The organism is Catenovulum agarivorans YM01 (assembly GCF_000281085.1).
Lineage (GTDB): Bacteria > Pseudomonadota > Gammaproteobacteria > Enterobacterales > Alteromonadaceae > Catenovulum > Catenovulum agarivorans.
The window spans coordinates 130,821-151,156 of sequence record NZ_JH767525.1 but is presented as its reverse complement, the minus strand read 5'-3'; the positions used below and the strand labels follow the sequence as shown (position 1 = coordinate 151,156).

Below are 20,336 nucleotides of genomic sequence, written 5' to 3'. Positions count from 1 at the left end.
AGCCCAGCCTTTCAGGAGCCTCACAGACAGCCCACTTCTGTGTTGTATCATTTTGCAAGGTGCCTACATTCCTGCAATGATTCGCCTTGAATTGAACTGTCTGTGATGGCTCTGATACTCGCAATTTACATTGATTTAGCTCTATTTAATAAGTAATCTCGACTAAACAATTAAAATAATTTATTGAGACTAGCTAATGAAAGCGCAACTAAGAGTCGCTATTGGTGGTGATAGCAGAGCTGGGGTTAAACCTGTTAATCAAGATGCATTTGCAGCACAAACGCCAAAAGGTCAGGCATTAGAATTTAAAGGGGTTGTACTTGCAATCGCCGATGGTATCAGTAGCAGCGCACGCTCACAAGAAGCTGCACAATTATCGGTAACTCAATTTATTAGTGACTATTACGCAACACCGGATACTTGGAATGTTAATAAGTCAGCAGCTCGTATTTTGACTGCATTAAATTCTTGGTTATACAACGAAAACAATAAAAAAACCGGCAAAGATGGTTTGGTCTGTACCTTATCAACCATAGTGATTAAATCGTGCACTGCGCATTTATTTCATGTTGGTGATAGCCGAATTCACCGACTGCATGATGGTGATCTTACCTGCTTGACTCGTGATCATGTGCACGGCACCCGCTCTGAAAATTTCTTAACTCGCGCAATGGGCATAGATAGCCACTTAGAAGTAGATTATCAAACAGTTGACGATTTAAAAGTAGGTGACTGTTTTGTGTTAACGACCGATGGCGTGCACAATTTTGTCTCTATGGATGATATTAAATCTCAACTAGCTGCTGAACCAGATGTGAATAAATGTGCTGAAAATTTGGTTGCGCTGGCATTAGAGAACGGCAGTGACGACAATGTTACTTGTACGATAATGCGGGTTGAAGAGTTGCCGCATGAAGACGTTGAAGAAGCGCATAGACGCCTAAGCAAATTGGTTATTCCGCCTGTGTTGGAAGTTGGGCAAAGTATTGATGGTTTCACGGTACGACGGGTTTTATTTTCAGGTACGCGTAGTCACGTGTACCTAGTTGAAGACAAAAATAAAAAACAATATGCCCTTAAAATGCCATCACATAGTTTTAGGGAAGAACCTGAGTACTTGGATGGGTTTTTACGAGAAGAATGGATAGGGACTAGGCTGAACCATAGAAACGTGATGCGTATTCATGCAAGGCCAGAAAATAGTCCATTTATGTACCATTTGTGTGAATACTTAGGTGGACAAAATTTACGCCAATGGATTGCAGATAACCCTAAACCGCATATTGATGAAGTACGTAAAATTATCACAGAAGTTGTGCATGCTATGCGTTATTTCCAGCGCAATGGCATGGTGCACAGAGACCTAAAGCCAGAAAATGTCATCATTGATAAATTCGGTCAAATAAAAGTAATTGATTTTGGCACAGTGTCGGTTGAAGGTTTAGAAGATATTAAAAATCCTATTCAAGAAACCTGTCCGGTTGGCTCTGTGGATTATATTGCACCAGAATATTTAATGGGTGAAAAGGGCACGTTTCAAGCTGATTTATATTCGATTGCAGTGATGTTTTATGAAATGTATGTAGGTCATTTGCCGTTTGAAATTGGTAATTTGCGTAACAATATTCCAGATAGTTACCAATATTGGCTGTATAAAAGCGCCCGTATTAACCGACCCGATGTGCCCAAGTGGCTAGATGTGGCTTTAGAAAAAGCAACTTCACCAAACCCTGCGTATCGCCATCAAGCTTTTTCAGAATTTTTGGCTGATATTACTACGCCAAACCAAAATTTAATGTATAAACATGAAGCTAGGCCGCTAGTTGAACGTGATCCGGTTAAATTTTGGCAGTTGAGCTGTGCGATTTTAGTGCTAACAAATTTATTAACTGTCTATTGGGCGTTTAAGTAAGTTTGTTGATTGCGACTGGTCGTTTTACCAAGCTAAAAATTTGAGTTTTTAGCTTGGGTCAAACTTGCCGACTAAACAGGGGAAATCAGTCTACTTGTATCAATTGGCTCAGCGCGGTCAATAAAGGTCTCAATTGCAGCTGGTTTGGCTATATGGTAACCCTGAGCGTAGTCTATACCCAATTCTACAAGCAGGTCTAAGGTTTCTTGATCTTCAACAAACTCGGCGACTGATACTTTATGTAAGGATTTAGCGATATCATGAATTGCACGTACTAGTGCTAAATCAATCGGATCTGTTGTCATATCTTTAACGAACGAACCATCTATTTTTACACTGTTAGCAGGTAATTGTTTTAGATAGGTAAAGGTGCTAAAACCAGTACCAAAATCATCAATTGAGAAATCACAGCCAATTTGTGTCAATCTTTCAATCATACGAACTGTACCTGCTAAATTGGTTAAGCTGGCACTTTCGGTTAATTCAAAAATAATCCGTTTTGGATTAACTCTGTATTGACGAATTTTCTGTTCAATTAAGGGTGTTAACTTTTCGTCGCTAAACGCGTGAGCTGACAGGTTAATCGCCATACGCGGAATTTGTGGATAATCAGCTAAATATTTGATCGCTTTACCGACCACTTGATGATCAAGTAGTTTTATATCGTCTGCGCGTTCTAATGCAGGAATGAAGCTGCCAGGATATATCAGCTTGTTATCAATGTTTAAGCGAACCAAAGCTTCATAGTAGGCAACTTTACCTGTTGTACATTGGATCACAGGTTGGAAATGCAGCACAATTTGATCATTAATAATTGCTTGTTGCAATTGGTGGATCCATTCAATTGTGTCACGTAAATTTTCACTATCTTGATCGTTTTCGGAAAATACATGGACCAGATCGCGACCACGGCGTTTCGCGACGTATAACGCTATGTCTGCTTGTTTTAGGTATTCATGGCCATCTTTAGCACTGCCATTGATGCTCGCCACACCAATACTGCAGCTTAATTTATATACTTGACCTTCAAATTGGTAGTGACCCGATTTAACCGTGTCACAAATTTGTTCTGCTAATTCATGGGCATCTAACATGCTTGAATGAGATAACAATAAAGCAAATTCATCCCCGCCAATTCTGCATAATAAATCTGACCTACGTATTTTTGACTTAATTGCATTGGCGACCTCTTTTAATACCATATCACCTTGATGATGGCCTTGAGAGTCGTTAATTACTTTAAAGTGATCTAAGTCAATGTAGAGCAGGGCGTGAGGACCTTCATTTTTAGAGGCTAATACGCTCAATCGATTCAATTCATTGTCAAAGTAATAGCGGTTGTGTAAATTGGTCAGTGTATCGTGTAGCGCCAAATGTTCTAATTTAAACTCAGCTTTTTTACGTTTGGTTATATCGTCAATTGTCGCTGTGACGAGCCAGTTTTCTTCATCGTCTTGAGTTGCAGAAAATCTACCTTCAACCCAAATATCAATCGCATCTTGGTGTTTAAGTTTAAATTCCAGCGTGCAGTATTGAACTTTGCCAGAAAAAATATCTGTTAAAGTGTCTTCTACAACACCTTCGTCAGCTTCAAATTTGGGACATACATATTCTATAAAGGGCTGATTTAACGTTGAGTCTACAGTATGTCCTGTCAATTCGCTCCAAGCTCGATTTAAGAAGTTAATTTCACCTTTATGACTTATCTCAATGACCACTGTGGTCATATTGTCGAGTAATTGTTGATGGGCGTTGGAAATTTCTCGATAAGCTTTTTCACGTTCGCGAAGTTCTTTAACTTTGTCCGCGAATTGACGATTACTAATCATGAAGTCTTCACGGCGTGAAGCGATTTCACAGACTCGTCTAAGTTGTTCAGCTCGGAAAGGTTTAGTGATAAAGTCTGCCGCACCTTGAATTATCATGGCTTCAGCCATATCTATGGTTCCATGAGCTGTCATTATGATCACGGCCTGTGATGGATTTTTTGCCATGATATAATCCAGCACTTTTTCACCAGATAAACCCGGCAGCATTACATCAAGTAAAACGATGTCGTAGTTATTGCGATCCCACAACTCTATGCCACGCTCACCTGTTTCAGCAATAGTGACGTCAAATCTATGTTGCAGTATGCGCTCAACGATTTCTTGGATGGATTCGTTGTCTTCGATAACTAGCATGGATACTTTGTCAGAGGTAGTACGTGACCCTGCTAGCGCTTGTGTTAAGGCATGGTTTACTTGCGAAACTTCGTCGTAAGGCAGTAATTTATTGATGCCAAATTCTCTTGCCGTTGTTTCTGCAATATGTTCACACCAAGTGGCAGCCAACACTATAATTGGAATATCTGCAGCACAACGGAAAATCCCTGAGCGCACCATACGCGATAAACGCCAACCATCTAGGCCATCAATGTCTACATCGGAAACTAATGCGTGGATTGTTTGGCGGCGTAAGCACTGAATTGCTTCAGTTCCACTTGTTGCACAAACAACGTCAAATGTGCCTGCTAATTCGATAGTTTGCTGGATTTCTCTGCATTTTGCAGGATTGCTATTAACAAGTAGCAACTTCATTATATTGCTCTTCCTGATTTATTATCTTTTTTCATGTTTCGCGAGAACTTTAATCCAATTTGTCGGTAACTGAAAACCACTCACTTACTCCACTGACCTACAAAGATTATCAAATGAGTATATGACAAAAAGTCATATATCCCCGCTCCATCTAGCTAGAAATAGCAAATTTATTCGCCAGATTAGCAAAAAAATATTCTAGGGGCGACACATTTCTGCCCTAGCTGAAGATTAATTTAGCTGAATATTGGTTAATTTGTAAATTTGTATAAAAGATTAAACGAATCAAAAAATACTCGTTAGTTGGTACAGTCTTTGCCTTGTTGGTTAATATCTAAATATTTTTTGCAATTACGTCGATAAACGTCATTATTTTGACTTTGCAGGCGCATTACAGAGTAATAGGTCAATTATGTATAGAGTAAATACGCTGTTAAAAGCCTTACAACTGGCATCTAGTTGCTTGCTGGTGCTGGTTGTAATTGGCTGCTCTGGCTCTCTGGGGACAAACGACGACAATGATGGTAACAGTGAACAAGCTTTAACTGTAGATATAGGCAGTGATTTTGAAGTTGCGATTGGCACTGAACCTTTTGGCATTAATAGTGTAGTCAAAGGAGATAATGGTCCATTTGTCTATACTTGGCGTACGCAACCCGCTATTTTTGCTGAAGAATCACTTTCAGCGACAGATACTGCGTCCGTACAATTCGAAATTCCAGAGGAGCTTAATACATTTACCGAAATTCTGTTGTCTTTGACAGTCAATGATGCCGCAGGTAATGCAGCATCAGATCAAATTATCATCACGTTAAGACCAGTTAATACTTTGCCCATAATTAATTTAACTTTAGACGACGCAGACAAAGTGGTCGATTCAGGCCAAGGTTTTAATTTTGTTGCTTCTTGGGTGGATGCCGAAGATGGTGAAAACGTCGCAAGTGCCAAACTTATGGTTGAACAATTATCCGGTATTGCATTAGAGAATTTGCCGGTTGACGGCATTTTAGTAACTTTTCCATTGTCAGATGATGCTTCACCTGTTGCCGCTGCTGTGGCGGATGGTCAGTTTGTTAACGCATCAAGTCAAAGTGTCACTTTGCGTTTTACTTTGGAGATTATAGACACCACAGGTGGTGTGCAAACCAAGTCGATTGACCTTGAAATTTTATCGGCAGCTGAGTCTGCGCCAGTGGTCAATGCCGGTAATAACCAAGTTGTTTATGAAGGACAACAAGTTACTTTAGCCGCTTCAACTGCCTCTACCGGTAATACTCAATATAATTGGAAGCAGGTGGATGGTGAGCAACCTATTACGTTAACTGCTAGCCAAAACCCGATAGTGCAGTTTGATGCACCAGATGTTGACGTAAGTACTGTGTTCGAGTTCCAAGTTGTCGTGACTAATACAGTGACAAACAGGCGCAATTCTGATTTCGTACGTGTGACTGTGCTGCCCATATCTGCTTTTGACGGTTTAAATGATACTGGTATAACAACTTGTGCTGATGGCACAACCAATGAAGTGAATTGTGGATTGACCAGTTACCCGCGGCAAGATGCACAATATGGTCGTGATCCAGCGGAACTTAGTACGGGTTTACAAAAAACAGGTACAGGGGAACTCGGATTTGATTTTTCTTTATTAGATGCCGATGGTGAAGAAATATTCTCAGGTACACCAAGTTGCATTCGCGATAATGTAACAGGTTTGATTTGGGAAATTAAAACCACCACAGGTTTACGCGCGCATACCCATACTTTTACCTGGTTTAATGATGGTGATTTAAATGGTGGTAATGAAGGTGCAGAAACGTCGACTGCGACCAGTTGTTTTGTTGATTCGACTCTAACCAATTGTAATAGCCAAGAATATATCACAGCAGTGAATAGTGCGGGCATGTGTGGTGGTCATGACTGGCGTTTACCTACAGTCAATGAGTTGGTGTCTATTCTGAACTATGGCCAGACCGAAGACAAAATGGCGCTGGGTGGTGATAACACACAATTGTGGGCTAATCATGCAAAAACCGCTACGCCCTATTGGACAAGCTTGTCGGCTATTTTTGGTGTTGCAGACAGTAGCAGTCCAGAAGCTTTATCCGCTTGGGTTGTTAATTTATCCACGGGTGATGAAAGAGCTATTTTGAAATCTAGCACAGCACATATCTTATTAGTTAGGTAGGTAATCATGCTGAAATTTGTTAAATATTTTATGCCGGCATCACTTGCCTTGATGAGTAATTCAGCCTATGCGTTTTGTAGTGATGAGGTTGCAACCACAGTTGATGCCACAGCTTACGTTGTGGATAGTGAAAACGGTTTGGTCACAGAAGCTGCAACAGGTTTAATGTGGCAAATGTGTAATTATGGTGAAACTTGGCAGGCAAGTGCTGCGCGCTGCGACGGAGTCGCTAAAACCGTCAACTGGCAACAAGCACTACAAGCGTCAGAGCAAACGAATGTTGCGGGTTATGATGATTGGCGCTTACCTAATATTAAAGAACTGATGCAAATTATCGAGCGCAGTTGTGCGGAACCAGCCACACAGCAAAGCTTGTTTCCGTCGACTAAAAATGAAGTCTATTGGACGAGTTCTCCAGTATTTAATACATTCACTGATAATTTAGTTTGGACTGTTCATTTTAAAGAAGGCTCAAATGCACAAAAAGACAAAAGTAATTTTAATTTTGTTCGTTTTGTTCGCAAGGTCACTGAGTAATAAATTTAAATATCCCACTAACTTGGGTATAGTATACAATTAGAGGTAGTAATGAAGGAAAACGAACTAGAGTCTAGTTTTGCAACCGCAGGGGGCTATATGGTTAATGAAGACGACAACAAAAGTCACAGGCCTAAAAAGATGTCTGTGTTATCTTGGTTGATTGTTGTCAGTGTCGCTCTGTTGCCTTTGTTAGTTGCATTTATTTTACCATTCATTGGTGTTGCAGACGGCTCAGTGACAGTACTCACAATTATTACTGTATTGATTGCTGTATTGGTCATCCAGTTAGTTTGGGCACACAAAAGCAACCGGAAAAAATAATCTAGCTATTTGAGCAAATATTTGGGTACACTTATGGTCAGATTTGAATCTGGATCATTGCTAAACAACACTTTAGGTGTGTAGTTTATCCAATCGGTTTGCTCAATAATCTTGCCATTTTCATTTAAAGTTAACAGCATCGTCATCTTCCAAGGGCCAAACTTCAAACCATCGTAAACAAAAGGCATAAAAAAGCCGGTTACAACTGCGCTGTTTTCGAACACTTTTATTTGTTCGACGACCACTGCGCTAACTGAGTTACCTAAAGATAATTTTGGATCGTGCCAGTTAAACAGTTCACGAATTTGCAGTTTGCCTTTGACTTTTTTGCCGCGAATAACGTCTTCTAATTGGGCATTTTCTGCGTAAAAACTCATAAAATAGTCGAAATCTTCATGCAGTGCATAGGCTGTCATATATTGAGAGATAACCTCTTTGGTATTAACCTTATTTGTATCGGCTGATGATTTAGCATTTTTATTATCTGTTATCTGGCAAGCCGAGATAAATAAAGAGCTACATAGTGCTACAAGCAGTTTAGTCTTCAATAAACAGTTCCAATAATTCATTTAAGTATCTATGTCCTTTGCTGGTTATTTGCCAAGTATCTAAGGTTTCATCTATTAACTGCAGCTGTTTTGCTTGGTTAAACATGCTTGCAACTTGACTGAGTTCAAGGCCAGTGTAATCGACAAATTGTTGTTTGGGCGTGGCTTCAAACAAACGTAAGCGATTCATAAAGTATTCGAATATCCGTTCATCCATGTCAACAAACCTATGTTTATAGGTGTAGTCGATGGCACTAAGGTAGCCACTCGGATGTTTAATTTTTTCGAATCTTAATATTTTATTTTGCTCTGGCAAAGTGATTTTGCCATGTGCACCACAACCTATGGCTAGGTAGTCACCAAAACGCCAGTAGTTTAAATTGTGTTTGCTTTGAAAACCTTCTTTGGCGTAAGCACTAATTTCATATTGTTGATAGCCGTGTTTGGCGAGAAGAGCTTGGCCTTGCTCCTGAATATCCCACAAAACATCATCATCAGGTAAAACAGGTGGTTTAGAGGCAAACAAAGTATTTGGCTCTATGGTCAGTTGATACCAAGAGATATGTTGTGGTTTACAGGCAATTGCTTGCTCTAAATCGTACAAAGCGTTTTCAACATTTTGCTCTGGTAAACCATGCATTAAATCTAGATTAAAACTATTTAAACCAATACTACTAGCAAGCTCAGCTGCTTGAATTGCTTGTTCTGGGTTGTGCACTCTGCCTAAAGTAGTGAGTTTATCCGCTTGAAAACTTTGCACACCAATCGAAAAACGGTTAACTCCAGCTTGTTTAAAGCCAATAAACTTTTGGTTATCTAATGTGCCTGGGTTAGCTTCTAGAGTTATTTCACAATCATTAGACAAGGTAAGACGAGTTTTTACTCCTTGCAAAATTTGCTCAATTGCCGCTGCACTCATAATACTTGGTGTACCGCCACCAAAAAATATGCTGTGGATAGGGCGGTTTTGCACATAGCGCAACTGGCTATCTAAGTCATTGAGCAGTGCTTTAACATACGCTTGTTCGTCAATTTTTTGCTTGAGTGCATGCGAATTAAAATCACAATAGGGACATTTTTGGATGCACCAAGGAATATGAATATATAAGCTAAGCGGCGGCAGTTGCATTAAATCAACTGCTCCATTTGTTTAACCAATTGTGCTAGTGCTTTAGCTCTGTGGCTGATTTGGTTTTTATCTTGTTTATTTAGTTCTGCTGAAGTGCAGTTGCGTTCAGGCACATAAAAAATTGGATCGTAGCCAAAACCGTTTGCACCACTTGCTTGTTCGGTGATCACACCTTGCCAGCTGCCTTGGCAAACAATTGGGGTTGGGTCGTCTGCGTGGCGCATATACACAAGTACACATTGAAAGCGCGCGGTTCTTTGCGCTTGTGGTACACCAGCTAGCTCAGCTAATAATTTGTTAAGGTTGTCTTTATCACTTGCCCCAACACCCGCATAACGAGCAGAATAAATACCGGGCGCACCTTGTAAATAATCTACTTCAATGCCTGAATCATCGGCAATGGCTGGTAAACCTGTATGTTTGGCGGCATTACGCGCTTTCAAAATGGCGTTTTCGATAAAAGTTAAACCTGTTTCTGCCGCTTCAGGTACATTAAATTCTTTTTGCGCTTGAAATTCGATACCGAATTGATTAAACATCTGGTTGAATTCGGCCACTTTGCCTGGATTGCCTGTGGCAAGAACGATTTGTTTAGTGCTAGACATAATTTGATGATTTTTGTTGGAAAGGGAAAGGTTGGCAATAGCAGAAAACTAACTATTGCCAAGTAGCTCAGATGGCTAGATTAGTGACCACCGCAGCAGTCATCACCATGCTCGTGTTTGTGACCGTGATCGTGGCCACAACCACCTTCTGCGTGCACATGACCATGGGCTAATTCTTCTTCTGTTGCTGCACGTACTTCCATTACTTCAACGTCAAATTCAAGTGCAACACCAGCTAGTGGGTGATTGCCGTCAACTGTAACAAAGTCATCTTCAATTTTAGTGATAATCACAGATTGTTGACCTTGGTCTGTATCTGCACGTAAATGCATACCTTCATGAATTTCTTCAATATGATCAAATACATCAATTGGTAATTTTTGTGCTAAAGCTTCATGGTATTCACCATACGCATCTGCCGCTTCTATTGTACAAGTGAAAGCTGCACCAGCTTCTTTGTCAGCTAATTGGCTTTCTAAGCCTTTAATTAAGAAGCCGCGGCCGTATAAAAATGCTAATGGTTCGCCGTCTTTAGATGTATCAATCACTTGACCGTCTTTGGCACTTTTTACTGAGTAGTGCATGGCTACAACTGTATTTTCTGCTATTTTCATTTTGTTTCCTCATAATCAAGAGAGTAGGGCTGAGCGGACAGTTGAACCTGACGTTGACTATCATCTTTTACTCTATAATTTGCTTGTAAATCTGAATCTATTGCGAGTACGGCAATACCATAACATTGGCCGTCATTTTCGTTAATCGCAGCCTGGATTATTTCTCCAGTGCGACGCCAGTTTTCGCCGAGTTGGATTTCAATACTTTCGCCGACACTGAATTTTGCTTCACTGTTAATTGCAAAACAAGCGCGTTTGTTGCCACCTCGATAGCGCATACGAGCAACGGTTTCTTGCCCCATATAACAGCCTTTTTTAAAGCTGATGGCTTTTAACGCATGCGCGTTAATCGCTTGTGGTACATATTCGTTCTGATGTGCAGAGGTAATAAAGGGCACTAAATTGTCAGCGAGTGCTTTGATAAAAATATCGTCGCCAGTTTGTGCACTTTCATTGATAAATAAACACAGGTTGGCGGACATTTGCACTTGTGTGACAGGCTCATGGCTAACTAGGTGTAAATTAGCTGATGAATCTGTTAGTGCAAAAGAAAATTTAACTGGGCTTATTGCAAATTCAACCTTGCTAAATACACCAAATTTTTTCAGTTCGGCTAATGATTTTTCAATAGTGGAACTGTGTTGAAACAGCAACAAAGTATCTTGGTGCGGTACTATATAACTCATTGCCCAAACTTTGCCTTTTGCGTCACAATGGCACGCAAAACAGGCAGTATCCTGTGCTAGGCTGATTAAATCTGCGGTTAATTGGCTATTTAAATACTTGAATCTGTCTTCGCCACTTACTTGAATAGCAGACCAGTCAGTTAGTTGGTAGGTCGTCATCGACATACAGAAAATCCACGAATAATTGTTAAAACCAATATGGCGACATTGTAGCAAATATCAAGGTATATACCCAAGCTCGTTGAAGACAGCTTTGAAACATCAACCTTTAACGAGTTTGACCATATAGTTGATATTTCCAATTCACCAGTTAAATACTTGTGCTACTGGCCGATTGCACATAAGCGCAGTATACTCAGCTAAATTAATTTTATATCTTTGGGGCTATTGCCATTATGCAAAGTGCAGCAAGAACTCGTTGGGCATGTCGCCGCGGCATGTTGGAATTAGACGTTATTTTAATGCCATTTATGGATAATCATTACGATAATTTGCCTGAAGCTGAACAGCTTATTTTTCAACGATTATTAGAAGGCATAGATCCTGAGTTATACGCTTGGTTTATGGGCCATGAAAAATGTGAAGACACTGAACTTGCTGAAATGATTAAAAAAATTCACAAATTAAATGGCGCGCCAGTTTCACTCTAATTAACCGTGCCAACAGAAAGGGATTTCTGTGTTATATCAAATATCGATTAAACCGAACAAGATTCTCTTTGTACCTAGCGCTGCACTTGGTTTGGCTTATTATGCGCTGTTGCAATATTCACTTATCCACCTGACATCTTTGGCAAAATTGTGCGTGTTTGTTTTGTGCCTAATGCTGAGCTATTTGTTATATAGGCAGCTCAAACGGGCTTTACCTAAACATTTTTTAGTTAGCCAATCAGGCCTATTAATTCATCAACAAACGACTTATGCACCTGTTGTATATATGCATAATTTTTTTGGTTGGTTTTGTATTGGGCTGGTGGGAACATCGTTTTGGGTGTTACATAAAAGTATGTTAACACCCAAAGATGCATGCCGCTTAGCGCGCTGTTTAGCTGGAACTGGTCGGCGTTAATATGGTTGGTTTTGGGTTTTCATTTGTTTCTGGATAATCTAAGTTGTAGTGCAAACCACGACTTTCATCACGCTGCATGGCACAACGCACAATTAACTCAGCGACATCAAGCAAGTTTCTCAGCTCTAACAAGTTATTACTTACGCGGAAGTGAGCATAATAATCTTTGACTTCTTGTTGCAGCAGTTCAATGCGGCGCATCGCGCGTTCTAGTCGTTTATTGGTTCTGACTATGCCAACATAGTCCCACATTAATAAACGCAGCTCATGCCAGTTGTGTTGAATAACAACCTCTTCATCACTATCGGATACTTGGCTTTCATCCCAACTTGGAATCTCTGGATAATTGGAAATATCAAAACCACTCTCTACAATATGCTTAGCCGCTGCTTCGGCAAAGACTAAACATTCTAACAAAGAGTTACTCGCCATACGGTTTGCACCGTGTAAACCTGTGTAGGCAACTTCGCCAACTGCATATAAATTTTCTATATCTGTTTGGCCGTTTAAATCTGTCATCACACCACCACAGGTATAATGCGCTGCAGGCACAACAGGTATGGGTTGTTTGCTGATATTAATGCCGAATTCTTTACACTTTTTATAAATGTTCGGAAAGTGATGTTTAATAAAATCTTTCGGCTTATGGCTTATGTCTAAATACATGCAGTCCGCACCAAGGCGCTTCATTTCATAGTCAATCGCACGTGCCACTATATCACGTGGGGCTAGCTCGGCGCGTTCGTCAAAATCAGGCATAAAACGGCTGCCATCAGGCCGACGTAAAAATGCACCTTCACCACGTAATGCCTCAGTTAATAGGAAGTTTTTTGCGTCTGGGTGATATAAACAGGTTGGGTGGAATTGATTAAACTCCATATTGGCGACACGACAGCCAGCACGCCACGCCATAGCAACCCCATCACCACTGGCGATATCTGGGTTTGAAGTATATTGGTAAACTTTACTTGCACCACCTGTTGCCAAAACAATTTTGGCTGCTTTTATAACTTCCACTTGTTCGCTGGTGCGATTCCATACATAAGCGCCATATACTTTTTTGCCATTTTGTTTGATTTTTTTATCGGTAATTAAGTCAACCGCATTATATCTTTCAAATATACGGATGTTTTTGTGCATTTGCGCTGTGCGTATTAAGGTTTTTTGTACCGCTTTACCGGTTGCATCGGCTGCATGCAAAATACGTCTGTGACTATGGCCACCTTCGCGAGTTAAATGATATTTCTCACGGCCATCTTCTGTGGTGACAGTATCAAAAGGCACACCATACGAAATCAAAGTTTCTAAACTACGCCGTGCATTTTCTGCGGTAAAACGGACAGCTTGTTCTTCACACAAACCTGCACCGGCAATTAGCGTGTCTTGCACATGCGATTCTATACTGTCATTTTTATCAAAAACGGCTGCAATGCCACCTTGTGCATAATAAGTTGAACCTTCTTTTAGTTTCGACTTACTAAGTACTATTACATTTGCGGTTGCAGCGAGACGCAGGGCTAAGGTTAAACCAGCGGCACCAGCGCCGACCACGAGCACGTCACATTTATGCTCAAGCGGAGTTTGATTTGTCATGTTTGTCTTTCACAATCCGTATATTCTAGGTAGATTGTAACCTTAAAAAAAATTTTTAGAACTTTTTCTAACTTATAGTGTCTATCAATACATATTAGCTAACATGCCTCATGGCAACTAGCAGATAAATAAAGATTAGAAGTAAAGCAGGAGTACAGGCACAAATATGAAGCCGGAAGTTACCGACCAACAATTGGTGGAACGTGTACAACGTGGAGATAAACAAGCTTTTAATTTGTTGGTGCAAAAGTATCAACATAAAGTGACGAGTTTAGTTTCACGTTACGTTAAACACCCGGGCGATATTGCCGACGTAGCACAAGAAGCTTTTATCAAAGCCTATAGAGCCATTCCTGGCTTTAGGGGCGAGAGTGCTTTTTATACTTGGCTTTATCGAATAGCCGTTAACAGCGCAAAAAACTATATTGCGTCACAAGCTCGTAAAGTAGCAGTGAATGATATAGATGTAGCCGATGCTGAATTTATCGACAGCGCAGATGCTTTGCGAGTGAATAGTTCACCAGAGCAATTGATGATGTCAGATCAAGTTAAACAAGTTGTATTTAAAACCATTGATGGTTTGCCGGATGACTTAAAAACCGCCATTACGTTACGTGAGATTGATGGTTTAAGTTATGAAGAAATTGCTGATGTAATGGAATGTCCAGTCGGGACAGTTCGCTCAAGGATCTTTAGAGCGCGTGAAGCAATAGATACAAATTTGCAGCCTCTTTTAGCAAGATAAAATTCTAGTTGGAAAAGTGAAGTGACTATGAGTTCAAAAAGTAAAGAAAACATATCAGCCTTTGTAGACGGACAGCAAGATAACACGCAAGTTATTGATAAAATGAAGCAAGACCCCAAGTTGGCTGAATGTTTTGGTCGTTATCATATGATAGGCGACGCAATGCGCAATGAGCTGCCAACTCAGCTTAATTTAAATATTGCAGATAGTGTGATGCAAGCGATTGAAAAAGAGCCTGTGGTATTAGCACCAAATGCGCGTCAAACTGCAAATCAGCAAAATGATGCAAATAAACAAGATAAACAAAGTTCAAGCAAAGTTGTACAGCTGTTCAAGCCCGCGCTACAATACGGTATCGCAGCGTCATTTGCCGCCGCTATGGTGATTGGCTTTCAAATAGAACAAACCAATACCTCGGTTGAAGTACCTCAACCAGTTTTACAAACTTTTCCAATTGGTGGTTCGTTAGATCCAGTGAGCATGCAGCAAGTGCAAAGTGTGCAAGCAAGCAGTTCGTATGATGCAATGCAGCAAAGACAGCGTATAAATGCTTATATTATGGATCATGCACAGCAGTTAAAAACGCGCCAGCATGAGCCAACAGCAGCGCAAACAAACAGCCAATTAGAGCAACAGCAACAAGTTAAAGGTGATTCGTCTGAAACAACTCAATAATTTGACGAATACTCAGCCAACACAGAGCGCAACTAATCAAGTGCGCTCTAACAACCACCAACACCTCAGGGCTTGGTGGTTTGTTTTTTTAAGGGCGAGTATTTTTAGTTTGCTATTTGTCCATTTGGGTTTAAAAGCAAATAACAACGAAGCGTATGATTGGTTGCTGCGTATGCAAGAGTCTTCGCAGTCGCTCAATTATGAAATTTCTTTTGTCGTGGTTAATGGCAACAAAGCTGACCCTTGGCGTTGGTTTCATGGTTTAGTTAATGAACATGAAGTTGAAGTATTAACTGCACTCAATGGGCCAGGCCAGCAGCTGATTCGCAAAAACCAAGTAATTACCTACTTACAACCAGAGCAGCCAGCTTACAGCATTAAAGACACTATCACAGATGGCCCTTTGCCGGAAATTATTCGCGCCAATATAGAACAAATCGGCTTGAGTTATGATTTTCACTTAGTTGGCAAAAGTCGCGTCGCTGGATTACCTGCAAGGCTTGTGCGTATTATTGCCAAAGACAATTTGCGTTATAACTATTGGTTGTGGTTGCACGAAGAAACAGGTTTATTGCTTAAATCTGCAATTGTCTCTGAAGAGGGCGAAGCTCTTGAGCAGTTGCAAGTTTCAAATATTCAGGTATTTAATGAACCGAGTGAAATTTTAACTGAGGTTGAAAAAGCTGAACTGCCAGAAGCTGTGATGATAAAAAACAGTGCGCCAATGCAAAATATGAATTGGCAAATTGGTTGGGTACCACCCGGTTTTGAGCCAGTTAAAGTTGATCGCCACTTTTTGTATGGTACCAATAAAGAGTTGGTGGATTATGTCATGTTATCGGACGGCGTTGTGTGGTTTTCAATTTATTTAAGACAAATGAAATCAGGCGAATCGGTTAAACCTGTGGCGTTTAACTCAGGCGCAAACAGTTATCTAACCCAACAAATTCAACAAGCAGAAGTGACAGTCATTGGCAAAATACCGGCAGAAACTGCGCAGCGAGTTGTGAACGCGATCAGTTGGAAAGAGTAAACTTAAAGTGAGCTGCACCAACTTATGATGTACGAAAAAGCTATAGTTGCTGAACGTTATAATCCGCAACTTATTTGGATACAAAGCCAAGTTAAAACCACTTGTGGCTCGTGCCAACACAACAAAAACTGTGGCACTGGTGTGTTGGCGAGCATAATGGCGAAAAAAACCAATAGAGTATTGGTTGAATGCGCTGAGCATGTTGAAGTAGGGCAAGAGGTGACAGTGGCAATACCGGAACAAAACTTATTAGCGGCTTCTTGGTTACTATACGGCTTGCCACTTATCAGCTTTATGTTAACTCTATTAGTCGCTCAACTATTTAATTGGCACGAATTATTGGTGCTGTTGCTGAGCTTAGTGGTGATGACCTTGGCTTTTCGTTCAGTTAAAGGCTTACAAAAACGCTTTAAATCAACCCAAGTTTTGCCGCATGTTGTGCAATCAGTCGGTGGTATTCAATATCACTGCGATGCAAACAAAACTTTATAGCTGTCATATAAGGTGTATAATACCGACAACTTTTCTGTATTTAAGAAAATACCAGTAAATACACCTACTCGCTAACAATAAAAGTTGGGTTAATTAAAGATAAGTTTGCTGGTAATTTTAGTTTTTTTGAGAGTGAAAATTGAGCACATTCAGTAACATCCGTAACTTTTCTATCATCGCCCATATAGATCATGGCAAATCAACCTTATCAGACCGATTAATTCAAACTTGTGGTGGTTTAACTGACCGTGAAATGGCTGCGCAAGTTTTAGATTCAATGGAACTTGAACGTGAACGTGGTATTACCATTAAAGCACAAAGTGTAACCTTGAATTACACAGCCAAAGATGGTGAAACTTACCAGCTAAACTTTATCGACACCCCAGGACATGTCGATTTCACCTACGAAGTTTCACGTTCATTAGCTGCCTGTGAAGGTGCATTATTGGTTGTTGATGCCGGTCAAGGTGTTGAAGCACAAACACTTGCCAATTGTTACACTGCGATAGAAATGGACTTAGAGGTTGTGCCAATTTTAAATAAAATTGACTTGCCAGCAGCTGAGCCTGAGCGTGTTGCAGAAGAAATTGAAGACATAGTTGGTATTGATGCAATCGACGCTGTACGTTGTTCAGCTAAAACCGGCATTGGTATAGATGATGTTTTAGAAGTTATTGTTAAACAAATTCCGCCACCACAAGGTGATAGAGAAGCGCCATTACAAGCTTTGATTATTGACTCTTGGTTTGATAATTACCAAGGAGTTGTATCACTGGTACGTGTTCAACATGGTGAGTTGCGCTCGGGCGAAAAAATGAAGGTTATGTCAACTAAACAAGATTATGTGGTTGACGAAGTGGGTATTTTCACCCCACACCAAACTAAAACTGGTGTATTAAAAGCTGGTGAAGTAGGTTATGTAATTGCCGGTATCAAAGAAATTTTAGGTGCGCCAGTCGGTGATACTATTACCACAGCACGCAACCCAGCGACCACAGCATTACCGGGCTTTAAAAAGGTTAAACCTCAGGTTTATGCCGGTATATTCCCAATTTCAAGTGATGATTTTGAAGATTTGCGTGATGCTTTAGGTAAACTAAGCCTAAACGATGCGTCACTTTTCTACGAACCAGAAAGTTCAACTGCATTAGGTTTTGGTTTCCGTTGTGGTTTCTTAGGTTTGCTCCACATGGAGATTATCCAAGAGCGACTTGAGCGTGAATACGACTTAGACTTAATCACCTCTGCACCAACCGTAGTGTATAAAGTTGAGCAGAAAAATGGTGAAGTTGTGATGGTCGATAATCCATCTTCATTGCCACCTATCAATAACATTGAGAAAATTTTCGAGCCAATTGCTGAATGTAATATCTTAGTGCCTCAAGAGCACTTAGGTAGTGTGATTACTTTGTGTGTAGAAAAACGTGGTGTGCAGCGCAACATGTCTTATCACGGTAACCAAGTAAGCGTGGTTTACGATATTCCAATGTCAGAAGTTGTTTTAGACTTCTTCGACCGCTTAAAATCAACCAGCCGTGGTTATGCGTCACTCGATTATAATTTTAAAGAATTCCAAGAATCTGACATGGTTCGAGTCGACATCTTAATTAATGGCGACAGGGTAGATGCATTGGCGTTAATCACCCACAGAGACAATGCGCAATACCGTGGCCGAGATATGGCTGAGAAGCTTAAAGAGCTTATTCCAAGACAGATGTTTGATATTGCAATTCAAGCAACTATTGGTGCACATGTTATTGCCCGAACCACAGTTAAACAGTTGCGTAAAAACGTTATCGCAAAATGTTACGGTGGTGACGTATCACGTAAGAAAAAACTATTACAAAAGCAGAAGGAAGGTAAAAAACGTATGAAACAATTGGGTAATGTAGAAGTGCCTCAAGATGCGTTTTTAGCTGTACTTAAACTCGGTAAGTAATTAGGAATTATAGGAAATACAATGGCCAGTTATTTTTCAATTTTGTTGTTTATACTCACTGTAACAACTGGACTTATATGGTTGCTAGACGCAGTGTTATGGGCGCCAAAACGCAAACAAAAGCTGGCTGCCGCTAGTGGGGCAACTCAACTTGATTTAGAAGACGAAGTTAAACGTCGTATCGCGCCACAACACCCTGTGGCTGAGTTTGCTGAGTCGGTATTTCCTGTTATCGCTTTTGTGTTTGTGTTGCGTTCGTTTTTGTATGAACCTTTTCAAATTCCATCAGGCTCTATGATGCCAACTTTATTGGTGGGTGATTTTATTTTAGTCGAAAAATACAGCTATGGTTTGCGCAACCCAATTGCCAACGAAATGTTAGTTGAGTTTGATCCACCAGAGCGTGGTGATATAGCTGTATTTAAATTCCCAAAAAATCCAAATTTAGATTACATCAAACGTGTAGTCGGTTTACCGGGTGATCGCATTATCTATCGCAATAAATATTTGTATATTCAGAAAGCTTGCCCACAAGTTGAAAAATGCGAACAAAAATTTGAAGAAATGGAAAAAGTGCTAGTAGAGCGAGCAGAGTTTCAACAAGGTCCATATAAGCTAGATAGATATGTTGAAGACTTAGCCGGTGTTAAACACGACGTACTGTTAAGTTATCGTTTACCTGATATGACAGCGCAATATTATCGCCAAAGTGCAACTGCACGCCGTGATGAATGGATAGTCCCTGAGGATAGCTATTTTGTCTTAGGTGATAATAGGGACAATTCAGAAGATAGTCGCTATTGGGGTTTTGTGCCTAAAGCTAATTTAGTCGGTAAAGCTGTATTTATTTGGACAAGTTTTGAATTTGGCCGTGATGAAGACAGTGCCTTGCCTTCGTGGATCCCAACGAATGTTCGTTTTAGCCGCATTGGTAAAATTCCGGGTGCAAGTGACAGTGCTGCAATTGAAGCAACGGCATTGAGCCAAGAGAGTGTAAATGAATAATCTACACACTTTGTCGAAAACTTTAGGTTACCAATTTAATAATATAGATTTGCTCGCTCAAGCTTTAACCCACAGAAGCGCGAAAGGCGAGCACAACGAACGCTTAGAGTTTTTAGGTGATTCGGTGTTAAGTTTTGTGATTGCTGAGCGTTTGTATCAGCAGTTTCCAAAATGTAAAGAAGGTGACTTAAGCCGTATGCGCTCAACCCTAGTGCGCGGCGAAACCTTAGTTGAATTAGCGCGTAATTTTGATATCAGCGAATATTTAGTCCTTGGCCCAGGTGAGCTTAAAAGTGGTGGGCATAGACGCAACTCAATTTTAGAAGATGCGGTAGAAGCCATTATCGGCGCTATTTATTTAGATTCTGATATGGCTACAATCAAAAATTTGATATTAACTTGGTATGAATCACGTTTAGCGAAACTCAAGCCAGGTCAAGCGCAAAAAGATGCAAAAACTCAATTGCAGGAGTGGTTGCAAGGGCGCAAGTTAGAGCTACCAGAATATCAAGTGGAATCGATAACGGGTAAAGATCATAAACAAACTTTTACCGTTAAATGTGTGGTTGGTGAATCACAGCAAACTCATGGCAAAGGTTCTAGCCGCCGTAAAGCCGAGCAAGAAGCTGCTCGTGCTATGTTAAATCAACTCACATAAGCTGATTGG

19 protein-coding genes are annotated in these 20,336 nt (G+C 40.4%); 12 read left to right on the top strand and 7 right to left on the bottom strand.

Annotated features, from left to right (window positions below):
- Window positions 1-196: 196 nt before the first annotated feature.
- Window positions 197-1,912 carry a bifunctional protein-serine/threonine kinase/phosphatase gene (locus WSC_RS0108075; RefSeq protein WP_016955416.1) on the top strand — a complete coding sequence of 572 codons (1,716 nt, stop codon included), beginning with the start codon at window positions 197-199 and terminating at the stop codon, window positions 1,910-1,912.
- Between the two features lie 71 nt (window positions 1,913-1,983).
- Here WSC_RS0108075 and WSC_RS0108070 read toward each other — a convergent pair whose 3' ends face one another.
- Entirely contained in the window at window positions 1,984-4,491 is a 2,508-nt protein-coding gene (locus WSC_RS0108070; RefSeq protein ID WP_016955415.1) for a GGDEF/EAL domain-containing response regulator, read from the bottom strand.
- A gap of 412 nt (window positions 4,492-4,903) precedes the next feature.
- On the opposite strand from WSC_RS0108070, the gene WSC_RS0108065 reads away from it, so the two are divergent.
- Genes WSC_RS0108065 through WSC_RS0108055 form a run of 3 tightly spaced genes read left to right on the top strand, consistent with a single transcriptional unit; the run spans window position 4,904 to window position 7,537 of the window.
- Window positions 4,904-6,676: an Lcl C-terminal domain-containing protein gene (locus WSC_RS0108065; RefSeq protein ID WP_016955414.1), complete on the top strand. Its 1,773-nt coding sequence runs from the start codon at window positions 4,904-4,906 to the stop codon at window positions 6,674-6,676.
- 6 nt (window positions 6,677-6,682) lie between these two features.
- A complete protein-coding gene (locus WSC_RS0108060; RefSeq protein WP_016955413.1) occupies window positions 6,683-7,213 on the top strand; it encodes an Lcl C-terminal domain-containing protein in 531 nt (176 codons plus the stop codon).
- A 51-nt stretch (window positions 7,214-7,264) separates the two neighbouring features.
- A complete protein-coding gene (locus WSC_RS0108055; protein ID WP_016955412.1) occupies window positions 7,265-7,537 on the top strand; it encodes a hypothetical protein in 273 nt (90 codons plus the stop codon).
- A 5-nt stretch (window positions 7,538-7,542) separates the two neighbouring features.
- Here the strand turns inward: WSC_RS0108055 and WSC_RS24035 are convergent, their stop codons facing one another.
- The 5 genes from WSC_RS24035 to ygfZ form a co-directional block, all read right to left on the bottom strand.
- Window positions 7,543-8,085, bottom strand: a complete 543-nt coding sequence (locus tag WSC_RS24035) for a Cif family virulence factor (protein WP_157447231.1) — start codon at window positions 8,083-8,085, stop codon at window positions 7,543-7,545.
- Window positions 8,075-9,214, bottom strand: coding sequence for a radical SAM family heme chaperone HemW (gene hemW / locus WSC_RS0108045; protein WP_016955410.1), 1,140 nt, complete (start codon window positions 9,212-9,214; stop codon window positions 8,075-8,077). The genes WSC_RS24035 and hemW overlap by 11 nt, the downstream gene beginning before the upstream one ends.
- Window positions 9,214-9,819 (bottom strand): XTP/dITP diphosphatase, encoded by a 606-nt coding sequence (locus WSC_RS0108040; protein WP_016955409.1) that lies wholly within the window; start codon window positions 9,817-9,819, stop codon window positions 9,214-9,216. The genes hemW and WSC_RS0108040 overlap by 1 nt, the downstream gene beginning before the upstream one ends.
- A gap of 80 nt (window positions 9,820-9,899) precedes the next feature.
- The gene (gene slyD, locus WSC_RS22205) at window positions 9,900-10,433 is read right to left on the bottom strand and encodes a peptidylprolyl isomerase (RefSeq protein ID WP_016955408.1); all 534 of its coding nucleotides are present in this window, start codon (window positions 10,431-10,433) and stop codon (window positions 9,900-9,902) included.
- Window positions 10,430-11,284, bottom strand: coding sequence for a CAF17-like 4Fe-4S cluster assembly/insertion protein YgfZ (gene ygfZ, locus WSC_RS0108030; RefSeq protein ID WP_016955407.1), 855 nt, complete (start codon window positions 11,282-11,284; stop codon window positions 10,430-10,432). Before ygfZ ends, slyD begins: the two co-directional genes overlap by 4 nt.
- Window positions 11,285-11,514: 230 nt before the next feature.
- Between ygfZ and WSC_RS0108025 the strand changes: the two genes are divergently transcribed.
- The gene (locus WSC_RS0108025; protein ID WP_016955406.1) at window positions 11,515-11,769 is read left to right on the top strand and encodes an FAD assembly factor SdhE; all 255 of its coding nucleotides are present in this window, start codon (window positions 11,515-11,517) and stop codon (window positions 11,767-11,769) included.
- A 394-nt stretch (window positions 11,770-12,163) separates the two neighbouring features.
- Here the strand turns inward: WSC_RS0108025 and nadB are convergent, their stop codons facing one another.
- On the bottom strand, window positions 12,164-13,780 hold the full coding sequence (gene nadB / locus WSC_RS0108015) for an L-aspartate oxidase (protein ID WP_016955404.1): 1,617 nt from the start codon (window positions 13,778-13,780) through the stop codon (window positions 12,164-12,166).
- A 166-nt stretch (window positions 13,781-13,946) separates the two neighbouring features.
- On the opposite strand from nadB, the gene rpoE reads away from it, so the two are divergent.
- From rpoE to rnc, 7 genes are all read left to right on the top strand, one after another.
- The gene (rpoE, locus tag WSC_RS0108010; protein WP_016955403.1) at window positions 13,947-14,525 is read left to right on the top strand and encodes an RNA polymerase sigma factor RpoE; all 579 of its coding nucleotides are present in this window, start codon (window positions 13,947-13,949) and stop codon (window positions 14,523-14,525) included.
- 27 nt (window positions 14,526-14,552) lie between these two features.
- Complete coding sequence (locus WSC_RS0108005) at window positions 14,553-15,200, top strand: sigma-E factor negative regulatory protein (protein WP_016955402.1); 648 nt, start codon at window positions 14,553-14,555, stop codon at window positions 15,198-15,200.
- The gene (locus WSC_RS0108000) at window positions 15,175-16,233 is read left to right on the top strand and encodes a MucB/RseB C-terminal domain-containing protein (protein WP_016955401.1); all 1,059 of its coding nucleotides are present in this window, start codon (window positions 15,175-15,177) and stop codon (window positions 16,231-16,233) included. Before WSC_RS0108005 ends, WSC_RS0108000 begins: the two co-directional genes overlap by 26 nt.
- A gap of 24 nt (window positions 16,234-16,257) precedes the next feature.
- Window positions 16,258-16,725, top strand: a complete 468-nt coding sequence (locus tag WSC_RS22200; protein WP_016955400.1) for a SoxR reducing system RseC family protein — start codon at window positions 16,258-16,260, stop codon at window positions 16,723-16,725.
- A 139-nt stretch (window positions 16,726-16,864) separates the two neighbouring features.
- The gene (gene lepA, locus WSC_RS0107990) at window positions 16,865-18,664 is read left to right on the top strand and encodes a translation elongation factor 4 (protein ID WP_016955399.1); all 1,800 of its coding nucleotides are present in this window, start codon (window positions 16,865-16,867) and stop codon (window positions 18,662-18,664) included.
- Window positions 18,665-18,685: 21 nt separating this feature from the next.
- The gene (gene lepB / locus WSC_RS0107985; protein WP_016955398.1) at window positions 18,686-19,669 is read left to right on the top strand and encodes a signal peptidase I; all 984 of its coding nucleotides are present in this window, start codon (window positions 18,686-18,688) and stop codon (window positions 19,667-19,669) included.
- Complete coding sequence (gene rnc, locus WSC_RS0107980) at window positions 19,662-20,327, top strand: ribonuclease III (RefSeq protein ID WP_016955397.1); 666 nt, start codon at window positions 19,662-19,664, stop codon at window positions 20,325-20,327. The genes lepB and rnc overlap by 8 nt, the downstream gene beginning before the upstream one ends.
- Window positions 20,328-20,336: the final 9 nt, after the last annotated feature.